Raw genomic sequence first — 16,980 nt, 5'->3', positions numbered from 1 at the left:
GGGGTATTCTGAATGAACAACCCGTCGCAACTGCCAGATCGCAGAACATCTTCCTCGTCCTTAGCCCGGTGGCTGGGCACATTAGGCCCTTCCCTGATTACAGCGGCACTGGTCCTCGGGCCTGGGAGCATCACGCTTACCTCCAAGCTGGGCAGCATTTATGGCTACGATCTGCTGTGGGTCATGGTAATATCGGTTTGTTTTATGTTAGCCTTTACCGAAATGAGCGCCAGAATCGGGATGGCTGCGAACCGTTCCCTATTGTCGGTTATTCGTGAGAAATGGGGTAAAGCCGTTACAGTCGTCATCGGGATCGGTGCTTGCCTGGTCACCTCTTCCTTTCAGGCGGGAAATTCCATCGGTTCGGGGCTGGCCATTGCCGATCTGACCCAGACTTCAACGCCGGTATGGGTGATCATTACGACTTTGCTTGGCATGTCTCTGCTCTTTACCAAAAATTTCTACAAAGTGTTGGAAAAAATGATGCTGGTTATGGTCGCTCTAATGATTATTTCTTTCCTGTTGACCCTAATCATGGTCAAGCCCAGTATCGGCGGCATCTTGAGCGGATTAGTCCCGAGGGTGCCCGAAGGCTCCCTGCTGCTTATCATCGGGCTGGTAGCCACTACCTTCAGTATCGTCGGTGCCTTCTACCAATCCTACTTGGTGCAGGAGAAGGGACTGACTAAGGACCGGCTTAGAGACGGCGTGAAAGAGAGCTTTACGGGGATCATCATTCTTGGACTGATTTCCTCCATGATTATGATAAGCTCAGCCGCCATTCTTCTGCCCCAGGGCATTCAAGTCAATACCGCCGGCGATATCGGCAAAGCTCTGGAGCCTGTCTTCGGCAGTTGGGCGAACGTCGTGTTTATAATCGGCTTGTTCGGCGCTTCCTTCTCTTCTCTTACCGGGAACGCTACCATCGGAGGGGTTATGCTGGCCGAATCTCTCGGACTTGGAAGCAAGTTAAGCGAACGCGGCGTGAGAATCTGCATTCTTGCCGTAATGGCCGTAGGAGGAATCGTAGCCCTGCTGTTTGGGGCGGTGCCTCTGAATATGATCATCTTCGCCCAAGCCATCACCGTCATTATCGTGCCTATTATCGGTGTTGCCATGTACAGGGTTGCCAACGATTCGAAAGTTATGGGCGACCTGAAGAATACATGGTTCAAAAATATCGTGGCCATTCTTGGGATTCTGGTCTTGATAGTATTGGCTGTTAACAACATTCGCACGATCTTCTTCTCTTAGTGATCCCAGCCGCAATCAAGTTTATCCGGATCCGAATTTAAAATTAAGACAAAAAGAGCGAGGCCGGGGGCAAGTTCCCTCCAACGCCCGCTCTTTTTTGTTTTTTTCTCGGACTTACATCTTTCGAAGAATAGCCGTCCGGATTAACTCTCACTTGCACTTGAGGAGCTTAACCATTGTGGAGCTATGAAGAATAGGAGCAACCTTATTGAATTTATCTTCCCTTGGCGATAGACCGGATCTGCTCGGGCAGAAGCTTGCCCGGAGTCGGGGTCTGATGAAGAGATTGCGGAACCTTCCTCACCATTCCCAACACTCCTGCCGGACTCTCCTCCGGATAATAATAAATAATGCTTTCGCCGACGGCAAAATCGCAGGGGCGATCGGCGCTTCCACAGCTTTCCGAAGAAGGATTCTCCGAGCTGCCATTATAAGTTACATGACTGATCCGATCAAAAACTTGATTCCCTCTAGGCGCCACCACAGCCAGAAATCTCTGGGTCGTATTGGAGAGCCCTTGACCTTGCGCAAGCTTGATATATACGAAATCGCCAGCTTTCAGCTTCGTCCCGTAAGCGGCATTGAAATCCGCGACGGTCTTGTCGTAATGACCGGGCTTCTTGAGCCAAACAATCTTGGTTTGATGCGGTCTAATCACCGTATTCGTCTCCTCTTTCACGCCGGGATCCACATCTTTCGCCGTCATTATCAGCCATTTGGTCACTTTCGTATTCCAGAGCTCCGGATGAGCCGGGTCGTAATAGTAATACATTTTGTAACCTGCCAGATCAATTGCCCGATTACTGTTATTATAGAGCTCTATATATTCGTACGGCTCTCCCTCACCCGGTGAAGCCACAACCATTTCGGTGATCAAGAGCGAAGCTTCTCCCGATGCTCCGGGAACCGTAGGGGTCATCGCTAGCAGTCGGCCGGAATCGGCAACGTAAACGCGGTCAACGGGATAGAAGCTGTCCCGATAAGTTTCCGCCCCGGATTCAAACAAAATATACAAACGGCCGTTATGCTCGACAATCCCTTCCGACATCGGGGGCATAACAACAGTATGAACCTTATTCAATCCGTCCAGAAACCAGATAGGAACCGGATCATTGCCAAAACGGTCGGTATAGGCATGCGGTGATTCATCCAGGGAAAGCCGGTAAGTCAGCAGCGAGCTCTCTACCGTCCGGCCGTAAGACTGGCTGAGCTGGATATGCCCGTCCACGAACGCCATCCCTTGAATTTCGTCTGTAATGGAAAGAAGAAGATCCGGAATGGCCGCATTGGTCTTCTCAACCGTCCGAGAAGTATCGATCAAATCCTCGTCTGTAAGCCGGTATCCGGCAACCCAGGCAGAATGCTCGATGTTTTCCCGGTTTCTCATATGATGCGACGGCTCTGTATTAAAATTAAATCTGGCAAACTCGCCCACCCACAAAATACCGGAATCATAAGTGACGAAAGAAGCATTCGTCTCCGTGCGGGTAATACTCGAGAATACAAGCCGGCCACCGTCTGCGGATTGAATCAGATCTTCCAGCTTAACCGCGTAGGCGCTCTTCTCCGAGGTTACCCACATATGCTTCTCGCTTACCGTCAACCCGCCTGCATGACCCGTATACGGCGTGGATTCGTCTTTGTACAGGTCCAGCGCCTTGATGAACTGTCCGGTTGCTCCATCGATAACACTTACCACACTCGGTTGACCATTATCACGATAATAAGACACAAGCAGCCAATCCATCGCTTCGTAATAAGCAATTCCTTGGGGGATCAGGCCCTGCATCAAGCCGGGAATGACCGGCCCCTGTTCGCTTACCGAATCCAGATCCCGGTAATTGGAAGATTGAACCCGATGTACCGGGCCTATTTCCTCCTGGGTAATTCTGTCCTGAGCTGTCTCTTGAATATCCGATGGTGAAGAATAACCAACCTGCCCACCTATCCCTACCGCCAAGCAAAAAATCAACAAAATAATAATGACTCGAAACTTCATGATTCTCCTCCTTGTTTTCGATGATAACGTTATCATAATAATAATGCTCAATATTTTCCACAAAATCAACAGAAAATAAAAATAATTTTTATAATTTTCGAAATAAAATGACCAAATACGAAAACAAAAATCAGTCCCAATTTTTAGTGAACCGCTATACTACCGAATATTTTTCATCGTTTATGTAATAAAATTCCTTCTTTAACAACAAGAAATTCCCTGATATAATGTGTAAGCGTAATCATATATTTACAAAATCTTAAACTGTTCCGGGAGAGCGATAGCATGGACCGATGGGTAAAACCAGTGGCCGGATATGCGAAGTCCAGATATGTAATTGTTCTGTCTTCCGTTTGGATAGTATGGATTTCTGAGGTGCTTAGCCGTGGAAATGCACTCCAGGCATTGGAGTGGACATGGCGGAGCTTCGCCCACTTTGGCTTCAATGTGCTGACCGTTCTTGGCTTCCTGCTGCTTATTTCCGCCCTTACGGGAAGACCCCGGGCCGCCTATTGGAGCATTGGGCCCGTTATTCTTATTTTCTCATGGGTTAGCGGGATCAAGCTGAAGATCCTCCATGTCCCGCTGCTTCCCTGGGATTTCCTGCTCGCCGGCGAAACCAGGGATATGATACCGTATATCACAAATTTATTTACCTTTCCCATTCTGGCCGCGCTTATTGTTTTCCTGGCGGGAAGCTATGGGTTACAATACAGACTTCCCCCTTCTCCCGTCCGCATATATGGCAAGGAAAGATGGGTTCTCGCCTCTTCTTCCTTATTGCTTCTGACCTTTCTATATACGGATTTCCCTCCCCTGCAGAAGACGTTAGGCTTCGAAACGATCGATTATAACCAGGCGGATAATGTCAAGGAGAACGGATTCGCCCTCGCATCGCTGATGAATGTGAAGCTTCTGTTCCAAAATTCCCAAGACAGGATGGATACGGATACGGTAGAAGCCATCGTTAGTCAGTATCAGCCGCCGACCCCGGCCGGAGAGTCCCGGCCACCGAACGTCATTGTAGTCCTGAGCGAATCTCTGTGGGATCCGACCGTTCTTAAAGACGTTAAATTCAGCCGGGACCCTCTGGAGTTCTATCACTCTCTGCAGCACGACTATCCAAGCGGCACGCTGTTATCCCCCCAATTCGGAGGCGGTACGGCCAATGTCGAATTTGAAGTGCTGACAGGCCTTTCCATGCGTTTCCTGCCGCAAGGCTCCATCGCCTATAATCAATATATCAACCGTCCGGTCGATTCCCTCGCAAGCATACTAACCAGACAGGGCTACACGGCGAAAGCCATCAGTCCTTTCCACCATTGGTATTTCAACAGCGATAAGGTTTATGAATACTTCGGCTTCTCCCAATATATTAGTATGGAATTTCTCAAGCCGGTATATGAAGGCCCTTATATCGCGGACAAAGAGGTCGCCAACGTCATTATTTCCGAAACCGAAAGAACGGAGGGCCCGGCATTTATTTTCGCCAATACGATGCAAAACCACTTTCATTATTATCCGGGGAAATTCAAGCAAAATACGATTCGGGTGGAGGGCAGAATGTCCGAGGAATCCAGAGGGATGCTGGAGACTTATGCTCAAGGGACCAAAGGGGCGGATGATATGCTGAGGCAGCTGGTGGAATATTTCAGCGCCTCGGAGGAACCGACTATACTCGCTTTCTTCGGTGATCATCTCCCTTTCCTCGGGGATGACTACAAGGTTTACAAAGATGTAGGGTATTTGCAGGAGAATGACCCCGACTTTCTTGACAAAATGTACCGTGTACCCGTTATCGTATGGAACAACTATTTGCCGAACAAGCAAGAGGCCATTAACCTCAGCCCTTCTTTCCTGGGCCCCTATATTCTGGAACTGGCTAAGGTCGGAGGAAGCTATTATACCGATTACCTGCTTGACTTGGGCCGCCGTATCCCGGTCATTCCGCCCAAAGATTACTATGTAAGAATGGGAGTACGCGACGAAGATCTTAAGGAATATGAAGCGCTGCAATATGATATTCTCTTCGGGGAGCAGCATGGCTACTCCGGATGGAAGGACAGCATTGTGCAGCCCGGCTTCACATTAGGATATGATCCAATGATACTGGGACCCTTCCCCACCGAACCGCTGGTGATCGGCCAGAGTCTGCCCCTGACAGCTAAGGAGGCATCTGTCCCGATTAAGGGCCGGGCCTTCGCCCCGCTTAGCGTTGTTTATATAAACGGGAAGCCTCAGCCGACCGAATGGATCAGCGAGCAGCAGATCGTTGTTCACCCGCAATCTGATATTTATAAGCCAGGCCAATGGGAACTGCAGGTCAAAATTCTTGACGATAAGGAAACGGTCATAGCCGAATCGGAAACTTGGACTGTAACCGTTTCTGCGGCAGAGGGAGGGGGATATGCCGGTGCCGGTACGAAATGAATCCGATTGCCCCGTTATTACCGAAGGCAGACTTATCCTCTCTTGTCCAAATATCCTTTGGATCGGGCAAGAATAAGGGCGACCCCGAGTCTCGGGTCTCTCCATCTGCGATGAAGGACATTGGAGAGCGCCTCTTCAATTCCAACCAGACGAACCTCAATTCGTTCGTCCGGCTCGAGATTCTGGGGTCCTTCCGCTATGATGTCATTAGTGAAATATAAACCGGCGGCCACTCTTCGCTCCGAATCGATGAAAGTCCCCAATTCGGTCAGACGATTGCATTTCAATCCGGTTTCTTCCTGCATTTCTCTAAGCGCAGCCGCTTTGGGGTGCTCCCCGTTCTCCAGCCGTCCTCCGGGAAGCTCATACGTATATTCGTTCATAGACCGTCTGAATTGTCTGACGATCACAATTTTGTGCCGATGAACGGCCAGCACCTTAACCACCTGGATCGATTCATCGCTCCGCTCATTTTGGATCATAATCGTAAACTCCTTCAACTTATGCATCTTGAACTCGATGGTTTGATTCCCAATTCCGTTTGCCAGGAAGTAAAGTGATTTATGGATTATTTTCTGCTTAGTTCCATGTTTTCACCCGACTTCGAGAACTCTGGTTATTATTTTAGCAAAAAATGCAAGCAAAGCCCAATTTCTTATCCTAATTTACGAAAGCAGTCCAATAATAAAAAGCATCCCCCTATAATGAAGTAGGGATGCTCGAACGCAAAGTATGGCTTGAATTGGAATTGGGAACTTGTTATGCTTCGCCGGACAGATTCCTACGTCTGAACCAAAGGCAGACGGATGAACACATCCGTTCCTTTGCCGGGCTCGCTTTCGATGTGGATAACCCCACCGCAGCTTTCAATAATATTCTGGCAGACGACTAACCCTAATCCGGTGCCATTCGGTTTTAATGTAAAGAAAGGAGTAAAGATTTCCTTAACGACCTGCCTGGACATCCCGATTCCGGTATCGGATACGATAATCGTCAGCTGCTGCTTCTCCGCCAGTATTCTAATCGTCAGCTCTCCTCCGGAAACCATCGCCTCCAATGCATTCTTGACGAGGTTCAGAAGAACCTGCTTGATATGGACCTTGGAGCAGCGGACGGGCAGAGGTCTGTCAGGAATATCAACAAGCAGGCTCACATTATACAGATGGGCTTCCGATTCTATCAGAGGCAGGATATCCGTCAAGATCTCTTCAAGCGGACTCACTTCCTGGGTCGCCTCCGTCTCCGCGGGCTTGCCGATGATCAGCAATTCACTGACGATGGAATTGATCCGGTCAATTTCCTTTTTAATGAGGCTGAAGAAGTATTGATCCTTCTCATCCGTGTATTTCTCGCTGAGCAGACTGATGAAGCCTTTAATTCCTGTCAAAGGATTACGAATTTCATGGGCCGTACTGGCTGCAATCGTACCGATCAATTTCAGCTTCTGCGCCTCATTCTGCTCCCTTTCCTTCTGCAGGTTTCTCCTCATCCTCCACAGCTGGAATATCATAAAGCAACCATTCGCCAGAATAAACGCAAAGACGACAAACAGAAGAAGCCTGCCGGAGAAATCCGGATGAAAGAGGTCAATGACGACCTCCAGCTTCCAGGGAACATTATTCAGTTCGTATTGCGCAGAAACCGGATGACGAATTTTGCCGGAAGAGTTGGACAGAAACAGTAAATTCCCATAATGATCATAAAGCCGGACTTCCGAGTTGGACAGTTGATTAACATACTCGCTCATGACCTGAAGATTGACGCTTCCGATCAATACCCCGATAATTTGTTCCTCGGAATCGATAACAGGCGTAGCCACCGATACAATGTAATTTCCGTTTATTCGTCCGAAATAAGCTTCCGATATTTGAGAACGGCCGGTACGGATGGCTTCGGTAAAATAAGAGCGGTCGCTCAAATTTAGCTTTCCGTCGAATGGAATGGAGCTGAGCCGAATCTGACCGGTGTCAGATGCCCAGATAAAACCTGAGAAACGGGGATCCAGTTGATGCATCTTGGACAGCATCTCTTGAATCCATGCCGGATTATCCTTGGCCGATATGGTCAGAGCCAGCGTTTCGATCCTGCCCACGGTCTCTACCATAAAATTTTCTATATACAGACTGTTCTGAACCGCTTCTTTCATGACCTTATCGGACAGCCTGCCCTCTATCTTGCCGGTTATTACGCTATAGTATTGATAACTAGACGCGAGCACAGGTATAATCACGACAAAAAAATATATCAGCATATTTTTACCCGAAAATAAGCTCCTGATCTGTCTTTTCATGGCAAGCTCTCCTAATTTCCCGCATCTAATACTACAAGCATAATGAAATCTGCTTTATTCAGCAATTTACTTTGCATAAAATTAAACAGCGCCCTGCCGTCAAGGACGGTTCAGGCGCGCTGAAACGAGCGAGGGACTGTCTGATCGACTATTCGGACTTCACTCAGGATAGACAGAGTTCCCCGGAAGGCCTGCCACAGATCCGGTTCTACTATTTGGAAGGTGGGTCGGCTTTATAAATAACTAGAATATAGCTTCTTTGCTCCGTTGTCGTGCCGAATGTTTTCATCCCGGTAGAATATTTAATATCAATCAGTTGATCGTCACGTAGAGTCGCTAGAAAATCGTTCGTTTTCTTCTCGGCGGATGAATTATGAGTATCTAAAAATTCCTTCACTTGAATCATAGAAGTTCCCCTTTCGTGGAGATATTGTTTACGATATTTTAGGCACCACTTTAACCCCAAGGCTCATCTCCGAGTGACACAGCGGGCATTCCGGCTGTTCCGCGAAAGTAAACTCCGCCCGCATCCAGCCCGGACACTGACCTCCCGTACATATCCATACTTTCGCCTCAATGACAGGAGGTTCCTTCTCCGATTTGCTTTTGTTAGGAAAATTTTTCATATCCATCCTTCACCTGTTCTATTATAATCCTGTTGGACTTGCTCCTGCAGCCTCAAATCCAAGCTGCGAACGGCTGATAGGTGTTATGTTCCAAGAACAAGAACATGCATGGCGTCATCACCACCCTTTAAACCGGCAAGTTGCCACATTCCTATAGAGAAACGAAGGCATCCCGCTCCAACGAGCGAAATGCCTTATATAAGCATAACTATACTACAGAAGGAAGACATTGTCAATTCATCTTTCATTTTCCTATTAATGTAATTATAGAGAAGAGTTATAGCGAGACTAGAATCCGGTAAAGCCCCCATATAGTTCGATAAAATAAATGGTGATTTTCGTCATTTGGTCGGTGTATAGCAAAATCCCTGTAAGGACCATCAGGCCCCCGCCTATTTTCATAATCAACCCGGAACGCCGCATCATCCATTTCATCTTGCCAATGAAGAAAGCCATGATGAAGAATGGAATGGCAAATCCGATCGTATAGGCTAGCGTATAGAAGAAAGCCTGATCCGGATTGCTTACTCCAAGAGTGATAACAGCGGCCAAGATAGGGCCGACACAGGGTGTCCAGCCGGCTGCATAGGTCACACCTACGAGGACAGACCCGAAGTACCCGAGCGGCTTGCTCCGGAAAGTAAACCGGCGGTCCTTCATCAATGCTTTGGGCGTAAATATCCCCAACATAATCAGCCCCATGACGGCAATGAAGATACCGCCCAGCTTGCGGATCAGGTTTTGATATTCCGCGAAGAAGGACCCGATAAAGCTTAAAGAGAATCCAAGGGCAACGAAAATAATGGAAAATCCCAGTATGAAGAAAACGGTGTGGAGCATCGCTCGTCTCTCCAATAATCCTTTGCCTTCCTGAAGATCTTTAACCGACACTCCCGTAATATAAGACAGATAGGACGGGTACAAAGGAAGACAGCAGGGCGAGACGAACGAGAGGATGCCTGCTCCGAAAACGATCCAGAGGCTTAAATCGGCAGCATTCAGCACAATCACCTTCTTATCTGTATATAGCCGCAGGCCAACGGCTGTACATCACACTACAAATAGTAGTATAAGAAGATGGGGGTGTCAATGACACCCGTCCAGGCAAATTTGACAAATAATAAAACTTATTAAAGAGCCATATGGCAAGAGAATCAATTTTGACCATCTGACAGACTGAGCGGCAATCCATTGACATCGTCGGTGATTACGGCAATCACCCCGGCAAGTTATCCTCCAGCAAGGAGCGAAGCTCGGGAAGCGGATGAGCGGGGCGTCTGCCCTGCAGAGCGGCCACCAAGTCTTGGGCAGCAAGCTTGGCCATATCATACCGTGTCTTCGCGGTTGCCGAGCCGATATGGGGAACCAGCACCGTATTCGGCAGAGAGACGAGCGGATGGTCGCCGCTAATCGGCTCCTCCGCGAAGACATCCAATCCGGCCGAGCGAATCGTGCCGTTCCGCAGCGCTTCCACCAGCGCCTGTTCATCCACCGTTTGCCCGCGGGAAGCGTTCACGAAGACGGCTGTCGGCTTCATCCGCGCAAACTGCTCGGCCCCGATCATTTGCCTGGTCTGTTCGGTTAGCGGAACCATCAGCACCATATAATCGGCCAGCTCCAACAGTTCGTTCAAATCGCAATGCCGTGCCCCCAGCTCCGCTTCGGCCTCCGGCTTCCTGGTCCGGTTCGCATACAAAATCTCCATTCCGAAGCCGAATTTGGCCCTTCTTGCTACAGCCTCGCCAATCCGTCCCATTCCAACGATGCCCAGCACCGCATGGTGTACGTCTATTCCGAACAGATGCTCCTGGCTTCCCGCCTTCCACCGTCCCGCACGGACGTAATGGTCCAATTCCGGTATACGGCGGGCCGCGGCCAGAATAAGCCCAAAGATCAGATCAGCCACCGTTTCATCCAGCACACCCGGAGTATGCGTGGCCATGATCCTCCGCCGGGCCAGCTCCGCTACGTCCAGATGATTGTACCCGACCGAAATGCTGCTCACCACCCTTAACCGGGGAGCCAGATCCAGCAGTCGGCCGTCGACCCGCAATCCGGAGGTTAGAAGCCCCTCCGCCTCAGACAGTTTTCCCCGTAATACCTGCTCCGGAACGGGACCTTCCGACTCCCATACATCGACAGAGGCATGACGGGAAATATAATCCAGCACATCCTTCGGTATCGGTTTGGTTATGAACACTTTAGGCTTCATAAGAACTTCCTCCTCTTGTCATCCAATGGAGCTCGGCCACTTTCGCGTCCGTATCATGGAGTGAATTAGCAAACCAAGCCTTCTTCATTTAGTTTACCATATTCGTTCAGGTTCTCTATTATGGTTCGCCGTAAGGCTCCATGGAATTAGCATCAGTCAGTCATATGGCTCCCAGCATCCCAATGTCCGCAAGGGCCCAAAGAGCTGTAGGCTATCCCCCATTTTGCCTAAAAAGAGCAGTTATCTAGACTAATGAACAGTCTCCATTCGCCTTGCCGGCGTATAGTGTTAGTATACTTGGTCAAGAAGGAGTTGATCAGAATGCATTGTCATCATAATCCATGTCCTCCAGCAAAACCGGTGATTGCTCCGACCTCTCGGGTAGTAAGAGACTATTATCATCCGCAGGTTGTCCCGGTCATTCATCCGATAGAAGTAGTTAACCGCCATCATTGTGTCCCCGTACCTTGCCATTATTACACTTATTCCGAAAGAGACGAGGTCGCCGGCGCCGCTAACTATCCTTCCAAGTCAAAAGGAATAGGCAGATATTAATTCACCCCCTGCCGTACACTGAAAAACGGGCTGACACCTTCCTTAACGGAAAGGTGTCGGCCCGTTTTTGCCGGTCCGGTAATCGGGTCGGATGCGAAAACAAGAAACCTTTTGGCACATCCTTAATCCTTACGGTTTGTAGTTTTAGTCTAAATTTACTATAATCGTGATAAATGAATTTTCGCGGAGGATAGGAATGAATCATAAACAGGACGAATCGAAAAAAAGAATTCTGGAAGCAGCCAAAGTCTGTTTTGCCAACAATGGCTACGACGGGACTTCCGTCCGGCAAATCTGTGAGGCGGCTGATGCCAATCTGGCTCTTGTTTCCTATTATTTCGGCTCCAAAGAAAATCTCTATTACACGGTCATTGAATCCTTATATCTGAATAATGGACATAAACTTGATAAGCATGAGGATATCGCGGACCCTGAAGAGGCCCTGCGCTCCTTCGTTGACATTTTTATAAACTTGCGGAAGCAGGACAAGCAGTTTAACATGATTTTAAGACACGAACTATCAACCGATAGTCCCCGGAAGCAAGTGATTAGCAGAATCATCTCACCCTATTTCTCTTATCTCAAGAAGATACTTATTAATGGTAGAGAAAATGGTGTGTTTCATTATGAATCGTTGGATTTGGTCCTGATGTTCATTGCTTCCATACTGGTATATCCGGCATATGACTCCTTCCTTATCGAGTCCAGCCAGGCTTTGGAGAAGGATTCGAGCCTTGAGATCCGTCATACGGCCGATTTTATATTAGCCGGGTTGAAATTTAAGCAATAACTGCAGTCTTTCAATTAATTTTGTATGTGCGGCTTATTCGCTTTAAAATTATGTATTAACCCTCGTTCAACTAAGGCATATGTCCGTACTTCGAAGACCTGCCGTCCGTTGAATGGTTTGGTTCTGTAGGCATCAATCAGTTGATCCTTCTGTGGCGAATCAAGTCCTTAAACGTCAAATGATTCCTAATCTTCATCATAATATTCGTTGTATTGAATGGCTTGGTTATGTAGTCAATGGCCCCTGCCTGAAGCCCGTTTCCTTCATCTTCCTCATGATCCAGTACGGTAATGAAAATAACAGGAATGGCAACGGTCAGAGGGTTCTCTTTTAATTGCTTGCACACGGCATACCCATCCATATCCGGCATCATAACATCCAGAAGGATCAAATCGGGTTGTAGCTCTTGCGCCATTTCCAATCCTTTTTCCCCTCTTGTTGAATACAAGACTTCATATTCCTCTCCCAGAATCGCTTGCAGCAGCAAAATATTGGAAGGTGAGTCATCGACAATTAGTATCGTATGTTTATCGTTCAATTTCAAATCCCACCCTGTCTTCGGGTATTTGATAAAGCAAACCGGCTTCGATTTCCAGCAATATTTGTCTTGCCCGGCTATAATCCAACTGTTTTATTGAATGCACAAGGCTTCTTGCCTCTTTCCCGATCCCGGGATCTCCGCGCAGAACCTTATATATACGTTCCGAAACTTCGAACGCCGCCATGCTGTTCTTGCTTAACAGAAGATCAAGCTCTCTAAATAATGAAGTTATATATACTTTGCCCGGTTTCTGGACCAGGGGCTCCATCTCCATAGCATCATCGACTTGCTGGAGCCAGGCTTCAATTTTCTTGGTTAACGCATCTATAAGAAGTCTCAACTCTTCTATCTGAACCCTGATCTTACTTCCTTCCCGCCGATTAAGAGCTTTCTCCAGCTGATGAACGGAGTGCGCCAGGGAATCCATGGACAGATTGCCGGCCACTCCTTTCAAATTATGAGCAAGGCGGCCTGCGGATACATAGTCCTCCTCGGCTAAATATCGACGGATTTGCGGAATAAATTCGGAATGCTCTTTAAGGAACGTCATCAATAGATCATATAGTTTAGCCTGATTCCCGTTTAGACGGCCTGATAGCGTGCCCAAATCGAGCAGGTCTGAATCCAAGGATGGAATATTCGGAGGACTATACCTGCTTACAGCCGTTTCTCCATATTTAATATAACCTTCTTCCAATCTGCCGTTAGTCCATTTAATAATGGTAGAAATAAGCTGCGACGGAACGATCGGCTTGGAAATAAAATCATTCATTCCTTGTTCTAAACATTGCTGCTTAACCGATAACAGAGCATGAGCCGTGATGGCAATAATCGGAACTTCCGCATCCTGACTGCGAATAAGCCGGACCGCTTCGAAGCCGTCCATTTCCGGCATTTGCAGATCCATCAGTATGATATCAAATTGTAGGCGGGGTGAACGAGTAAATAAATCCGCCGCTTCTTTCCCGCTGCCGACTAAAACTACATTATTAAAATACGGAGCTATAATCTCCTGGTAAACCAAACGATTGATTTGATTATCCTCCGCGATCAAAATCCTTGTCTGATTAGGCCCTTCTTCCATAGGTCCGGTAAGAGAAAGTGCTTGGACTTCGCCGGCATCACCCCGTTTAGCTGGCACTATGGCTTTCCAGACGGCAGCAAGTAATTCCTCCCTGTTAAAGGGCTTTTCCAAAATATAATCCGGACGGGGCAAATTGCTATTTCCATCCATATCAGTCCGTTGAAACCAGTTTACCATGGTAATGGAAGGGATACCACTTACTTCAGAACTATTCCCTAGGACTTTCGCTGCCGCGAAACAATTACTTTTGTCTGTATTCCAGTCCAACAAGACTAGATCATATCCGGTTCTCACGTCCTGCCGTAAAGGGATCCGCCCCGTATCCAACGAAGAAGCGTCATCCAAGCAGGTCACTTCAAAAGTATAAGGGCATAGCGATTCCCTAATACAATCCTGGGAGGTTTTGCTTTGATCGATAACTAATAATTTATACGGCTTGTCGGGAATTAATACTCTTTCCCGCTGTTCCTGAAGCCCGAATTCCGCCGTGAATGAGAACGTACTCCCCTTCCCGATGCGACTCTCCACATGGATGCTCCCGTTCATCATCTCAACCAATTGTTGGCTAATCGACAGACCCAGGCCGGTTCCTCCATATTTGCGCGTTGTCGCTTCATTCGCTTGAGCGAACGACTGAAAAATGACCAATTTTTGTTCGGGTGTGAGACCGATTCCCGTATCCTTGACAGAAATCTGCAGCTTTACACTATCATGCTTTAGTGAGACTAATTTCGTTCGAATTACAATTTCTCCGCTATCCGTAAACTTAATGGCGTTATTGGCCAGATTGATGATGACTTGTCCAAGCCGCAAAGGATCGCCGATCAGCTCATCGGGTACATCCCATTCTGAACTAAAGAAAATATGCAGCCCTTTCTCAGCGGCACTGACGGAAATAACATCGGTCACCTCCTTCAGCACCCGGCTTAGCTGAAAAGGAATGGACTCGAGTTCTATTTTCCCCGCCTCGATTTTGGAGAAATCCAGAATGTTATTAATAATGCCCAGAAGAGATTGCGAGGCCGATTGAATCTTATGAATATAGTCCTTCTGCTTGTCGGACAAATCGGTCATCTGAATGAGATGGCCCAGCCCCAGAATAGCATTCAGCGGCGTCCGTATTTCATGACTCATGCTGGCGAGGAAGCTGCTCTTGGCCTGCGTGACTTCCCGCAGCTTCATTTCCAGCTGTTTGCGCTCCGTAATATCCTGAACAAAGCCGTACATTCTGGCGGGAGTCCCCCGATCATCCACCTCCATGTGGATTTCCCCGTAGTGATAGCGAATCGTCTGATCCGGCATCAGCATTTTATATTCCAGAGTACATTCGCTTTTATTTTTTAACGCTTCTTCCACTTTCTGCTGGAATTGCAAGCGGTCTTCCGGATGGACCAGGGAAACAATATGGGCCAACGTTAGCTTGTCCTTGTCCAATCCGATAATCTTGTACATGCCGATGGACCAGTTCCATTCATTTCTCTTCAAATCCCACTCCCAGCTTCCCAGCTTGGCAATTTGTTGGGATTCCGATAAACTGGCTTCGCTCTTCTGCAGCGCGATCTCGGCTTGCTTACGTTCCGTAATATCCGCTCCGGAAACAAGGATTCGCTTGTTCTCATCGTCATCCAGAAGAATCGTATGATGCCATAGGATCGTTCTTTCTCCTGTTCTGGTCCTGATCGTGCTTTCGAAGCTTTCTTCCATCTCTTGGGCTCCATCTATAAGCCTCTGGAGCAACAGCCTGAATTGATCTCGGGAAGGATCCGCTGCGAAATGCTCAAACCAATGGACACCGATGATTTGTTCAGCCGGATAGCCGAGAATTTGGCACCCCGTTCTATTGATCAAGGAAACCGTCCCGTCCGCCTGCAGAACTAACAGCATAACGCCAACGACATCCAAATATTTCTGGGCGGTATCCTTCTCCCTTCTTAATCCAGCCTCAGCTCTTCTATGGGCTGTTACATCCTTGGAAATCGCGTAAATGTTAACTATTTCTCCGTGCATAAAGATGGGAACGATCGTAGTATTCAGATGAAGAAGCGAGCCGTTCTTATGCCATAAGGTAATTTCGACCGATTGGGAACGTCCTTCCGATACTTTCTTGAATTTGGAAATCACTTTATAACGATTCCGGAGATCCAGCATGCCGGGAATCGTCCTCTCTCTTACCTCTTCCACAGTGTAGCCTGTAAGCTTCTCCATTGAGGAGTTGGCCTGCAGCAATTTTCCGTGCACATCAAAGAGGCACACGATATCCGGATTGTGCTCAAACATGTAATGATATCTTCGTTCATTCAATGTAGCCAATCGCATTTCTATCTTGTGTTCGATCGACTGCAGAGAGATGATCAGGAGCAGGATGAATACCGCGGTCAAACCGATCCAAGCGGCAAGGTCAATATTGTTTACAACCGGATACTCCATAGAGCGCTGCAGCATCTCTTCAGATACGGTAAAGCTGGCCGCAGCCATCCCCGTGTAATGCATGCTGGTAATGGCGCCGCCAATCATGCAGCTTCCGGCAATTCTTAAGAGATATGGTGATTTCCGCGAGCCCTTTTTATATTGATACATCAAATAGAGCGCCGCTATGGAAACCGTAACCGCAATGAGCAGAGACAGGGTAACCAAGTAGGGATCGTAGTGAATTTCCGCAGGAACGATCATTGCGAACATCCCGGTATAATGCATCGTAGTAATAGCCAGTCCCATGAACAAGCCGCCCAATACCGTTTGGAAATGGGTGACATTCTCTCTGCTGACAAACTGCATGGCGATAAAAGCCGCACAGACGGGAAGGATCATCGAAAGCACCAGCAGCCAAGGATCATAGGTTACTTCGAAAGTCAGATGAAACGCCAGCATCCCGACAAAATGCATCGACCAAATGCCCAACCCCTCTACACAGGACCCGAATAAAATCCAAAGGAACCGGGATCTTCCTTGCTTCAAAACTACCCTGTCTATAATATTTAATGAAGCATAAGATGCAAAAATGGAAATGAAGACGGAAAGAATGACAAGCGGAATGTTATAAGTGCCATGTATGTGATGCAAAGAGACCACCTCGAGCTTGGACGATATTATATTTATAATCTCACAGGCTCCTATACAATTTCTGACCATTTTTTGTTGAATTCGCGATCTGGAAGTAGAAACGAAGGTGATAAAAGAAAATGGCCCAAACCTCATGATT

At 47.8% G+C, this 16,980-nt stretch carries 13 protein-coding genes; 4 read left to right on the top strand and 9 right to left on the bottom strand.

From position 1 onward, the window contains the following. The first annotated feature begins 12 nt into the window (after positions 1-12). A complete protein-coding gene (locus FS806_RS02770) occupies positions 13-1,254 on the top strand; it encodes an Nramp family divalent metal transporter (RefSeq protein WP_144932945.1) in 1,242 nt (413 codons plus the stop codon). A 214-nt stretch (positions 1,255-1,468) separates the two neighbouring features. Here FS806_RS02770 and FS806_RS02765 read toward each other — a convergent pair whose 3' ends face one another. Then, a complete protein-coding gene (locus FS806_RS02765) occupies positions 1,469-3,253 on the bottom strand; it encodes a lamin tail domain-containing protein (protein ID WP_186328177.1) in 1,785 nt (594 codons plus the stop codon). A 285-nt stretch (positions 3,254-3,538) separates the two neighbouring features. On the opposite strand from FS806_RS02765, the gene FS806_RS02760 reads away from it, so the two are divergent. Next, on the top strand, positions 3,539-5,683 hold the full coding sequence (locus FS806_RS02760) for an LTA synthase family protein (protein ID WP_144932941.1): 2,145 nt from the start codon (positions 3,539-3,541) through the stop codon (positions 5,681-5,683). A gap of 32 nt (positions 5,684-5,715) precedes the next feature. Here the strand turns inward: FS806_RS02760 and FS806_RS02755 are convergent, their stop codons facing one another. The 6 genes from FS806_RS02755 to FS806_RS02730 form a co-directional block, all read right to left on the bottom strand. Continuing rightward, complete coding sequence (locus FS806_RS02755) at positions 5,716-6,165, bottom strand: NUDIX hydrolase (RefSeq protein ID WP_186328176.1); 450 nt, start codon at positions 6,163-6,165, stop codon at positions 5,716-5,718. Positions 6,166-6,464: 299 nt separating this feature from the next. Then, the gene (locus tag FS806_RS02750; RefSeq protein WP_144932937.1) at positions 6,465-7,973 is read right to left on the bottom strand and encodes an ATP-binding protein; all 1,509 of its coding nucleotides are present in this window, start codon (positions 7,971-7,973) and stop codon (positions 6,465-6,467) included. Between the two features lie 211 nt (positions 7,974-8,184). Continuing rightward, a complete protein-coding gene (locus tag FS806_RS02745; RefSeq protein WP_144932935.1) occupies positions 8,185-8,379 on the bottom strand; it encodes a sporulation protein Cse60 in 195 nt (64 codons plus the stop codon). A 28-nt stretch (positions 8,380-8,407) separates the two neighbouring features. Then, entirely contained in the window at positions 8,408-8,599 is a 192-nt protein-coding gene (locus FS806_RS02740; RefSeq protein WP_144932933.1) for a cold-inducible protein YdjO-related protein, read from the bottom strand. A 288-nt stretch (positions 8,600-8,887) separates the two neighbouring features. Then, on the bottom strand, positions 8,888-9,601 hold the full coding sequence (locus FS806_RS02735; RefSeq protein ID WP_144933026.1) for a cytochrome c biogenesis CcdA family protein: 714 nt from the start codon (positions 9,599-9,601) through the stop codon (positions 8,888-8,890). A gap of 214 nt (positions 9,602-9,815) precedes the next feature. After that, positions 9,816-10,811 carry a 2-hydroxyacid dehydrogenase gene (locus FS806_RS02730; protein ID WP_144932931.1) on the bottom strand — a complete coding sequence of 332 codons (996 nt, stop codon included), beginning with the start codon at positions 10,809-10,811 and terminating at the stop codon, positions 9,816-9,818. Between the two features lie 321 nt (positions 10,812-11,132). Here FS806_RS02730 and FS806_RS02725 point away from each other — a divergent pair, with 321 nt between their 5' ends. Continuing rightward, positions 11,133-11,366, top strand: a complete 234-nt coding sequence (locus FS806_RS02725) for a CotD family spore coat protein (RefSeq protein ID WP_144932929.1) — start codon at positions 11,133-11,135, stop codon at positions 11,364-11,366. 196 nt (positions 11,367-11,562) lie between these two features. After that, positions 11,563-12,156, top strand: a complete 594-nt coding sequence (locus FS806_RS02720) for a TetR family transcriptional regulator (RefSeq protein WP_144932927.1) — start codon at positions 11,563-11,565, stop codon at positions 12,154-12,156. Positions 12,157-12,292: 136 nt separating this feature from the next. Here the strand turns inward: FS806_RS02720 and FS806_RS02715 are convergent, their stop codons facing one another. Both FS806_RS02715 and FS806_RS02710 read right to left on the bottom strand, forming a co-directional pair. Continuing rightward, entirely contained in the window at positions 12,293-12,694 is a 402-nt protein-coding gene (locus FS806_RS02715) for a response regulator (RefSeq protein ID WP_186328175.1), read from the bottom strand. Continuing rightward, on the bottom strand, positions 12,684-16,841 hold the full coding sequence (locus tag FS806_RS02710) for a PAS domain S-box protein (RefSeq protein ID WP_186328174.1): 4,158 nt from the start codon (positions 16,839-16,841) through the stop codon (positions 12,684-12,686). The genes FS806_RS02715 and FS806_RS02710 overlap by 11 nt, the downstream gene beginning before the upstream one ends. Positions 16,842-16,980: the final 139 nt, after the last annotated feature.

The sequence above is a fragment of the Paenibacillus sp. 32O-W genome, assembly GCF_007679495.1.
Classification (GTDB): domain Bacteria; phylum Bacillota; class Bacilli; order Paenibacillales; family NBRC-103111; genus Paenibacillus_L; species Paenibacillus_L residui.
Note: the sequence above shows the minus strand (reverse complement) of the source record. Positions and strands in the feature narration are given on the sequence as shown.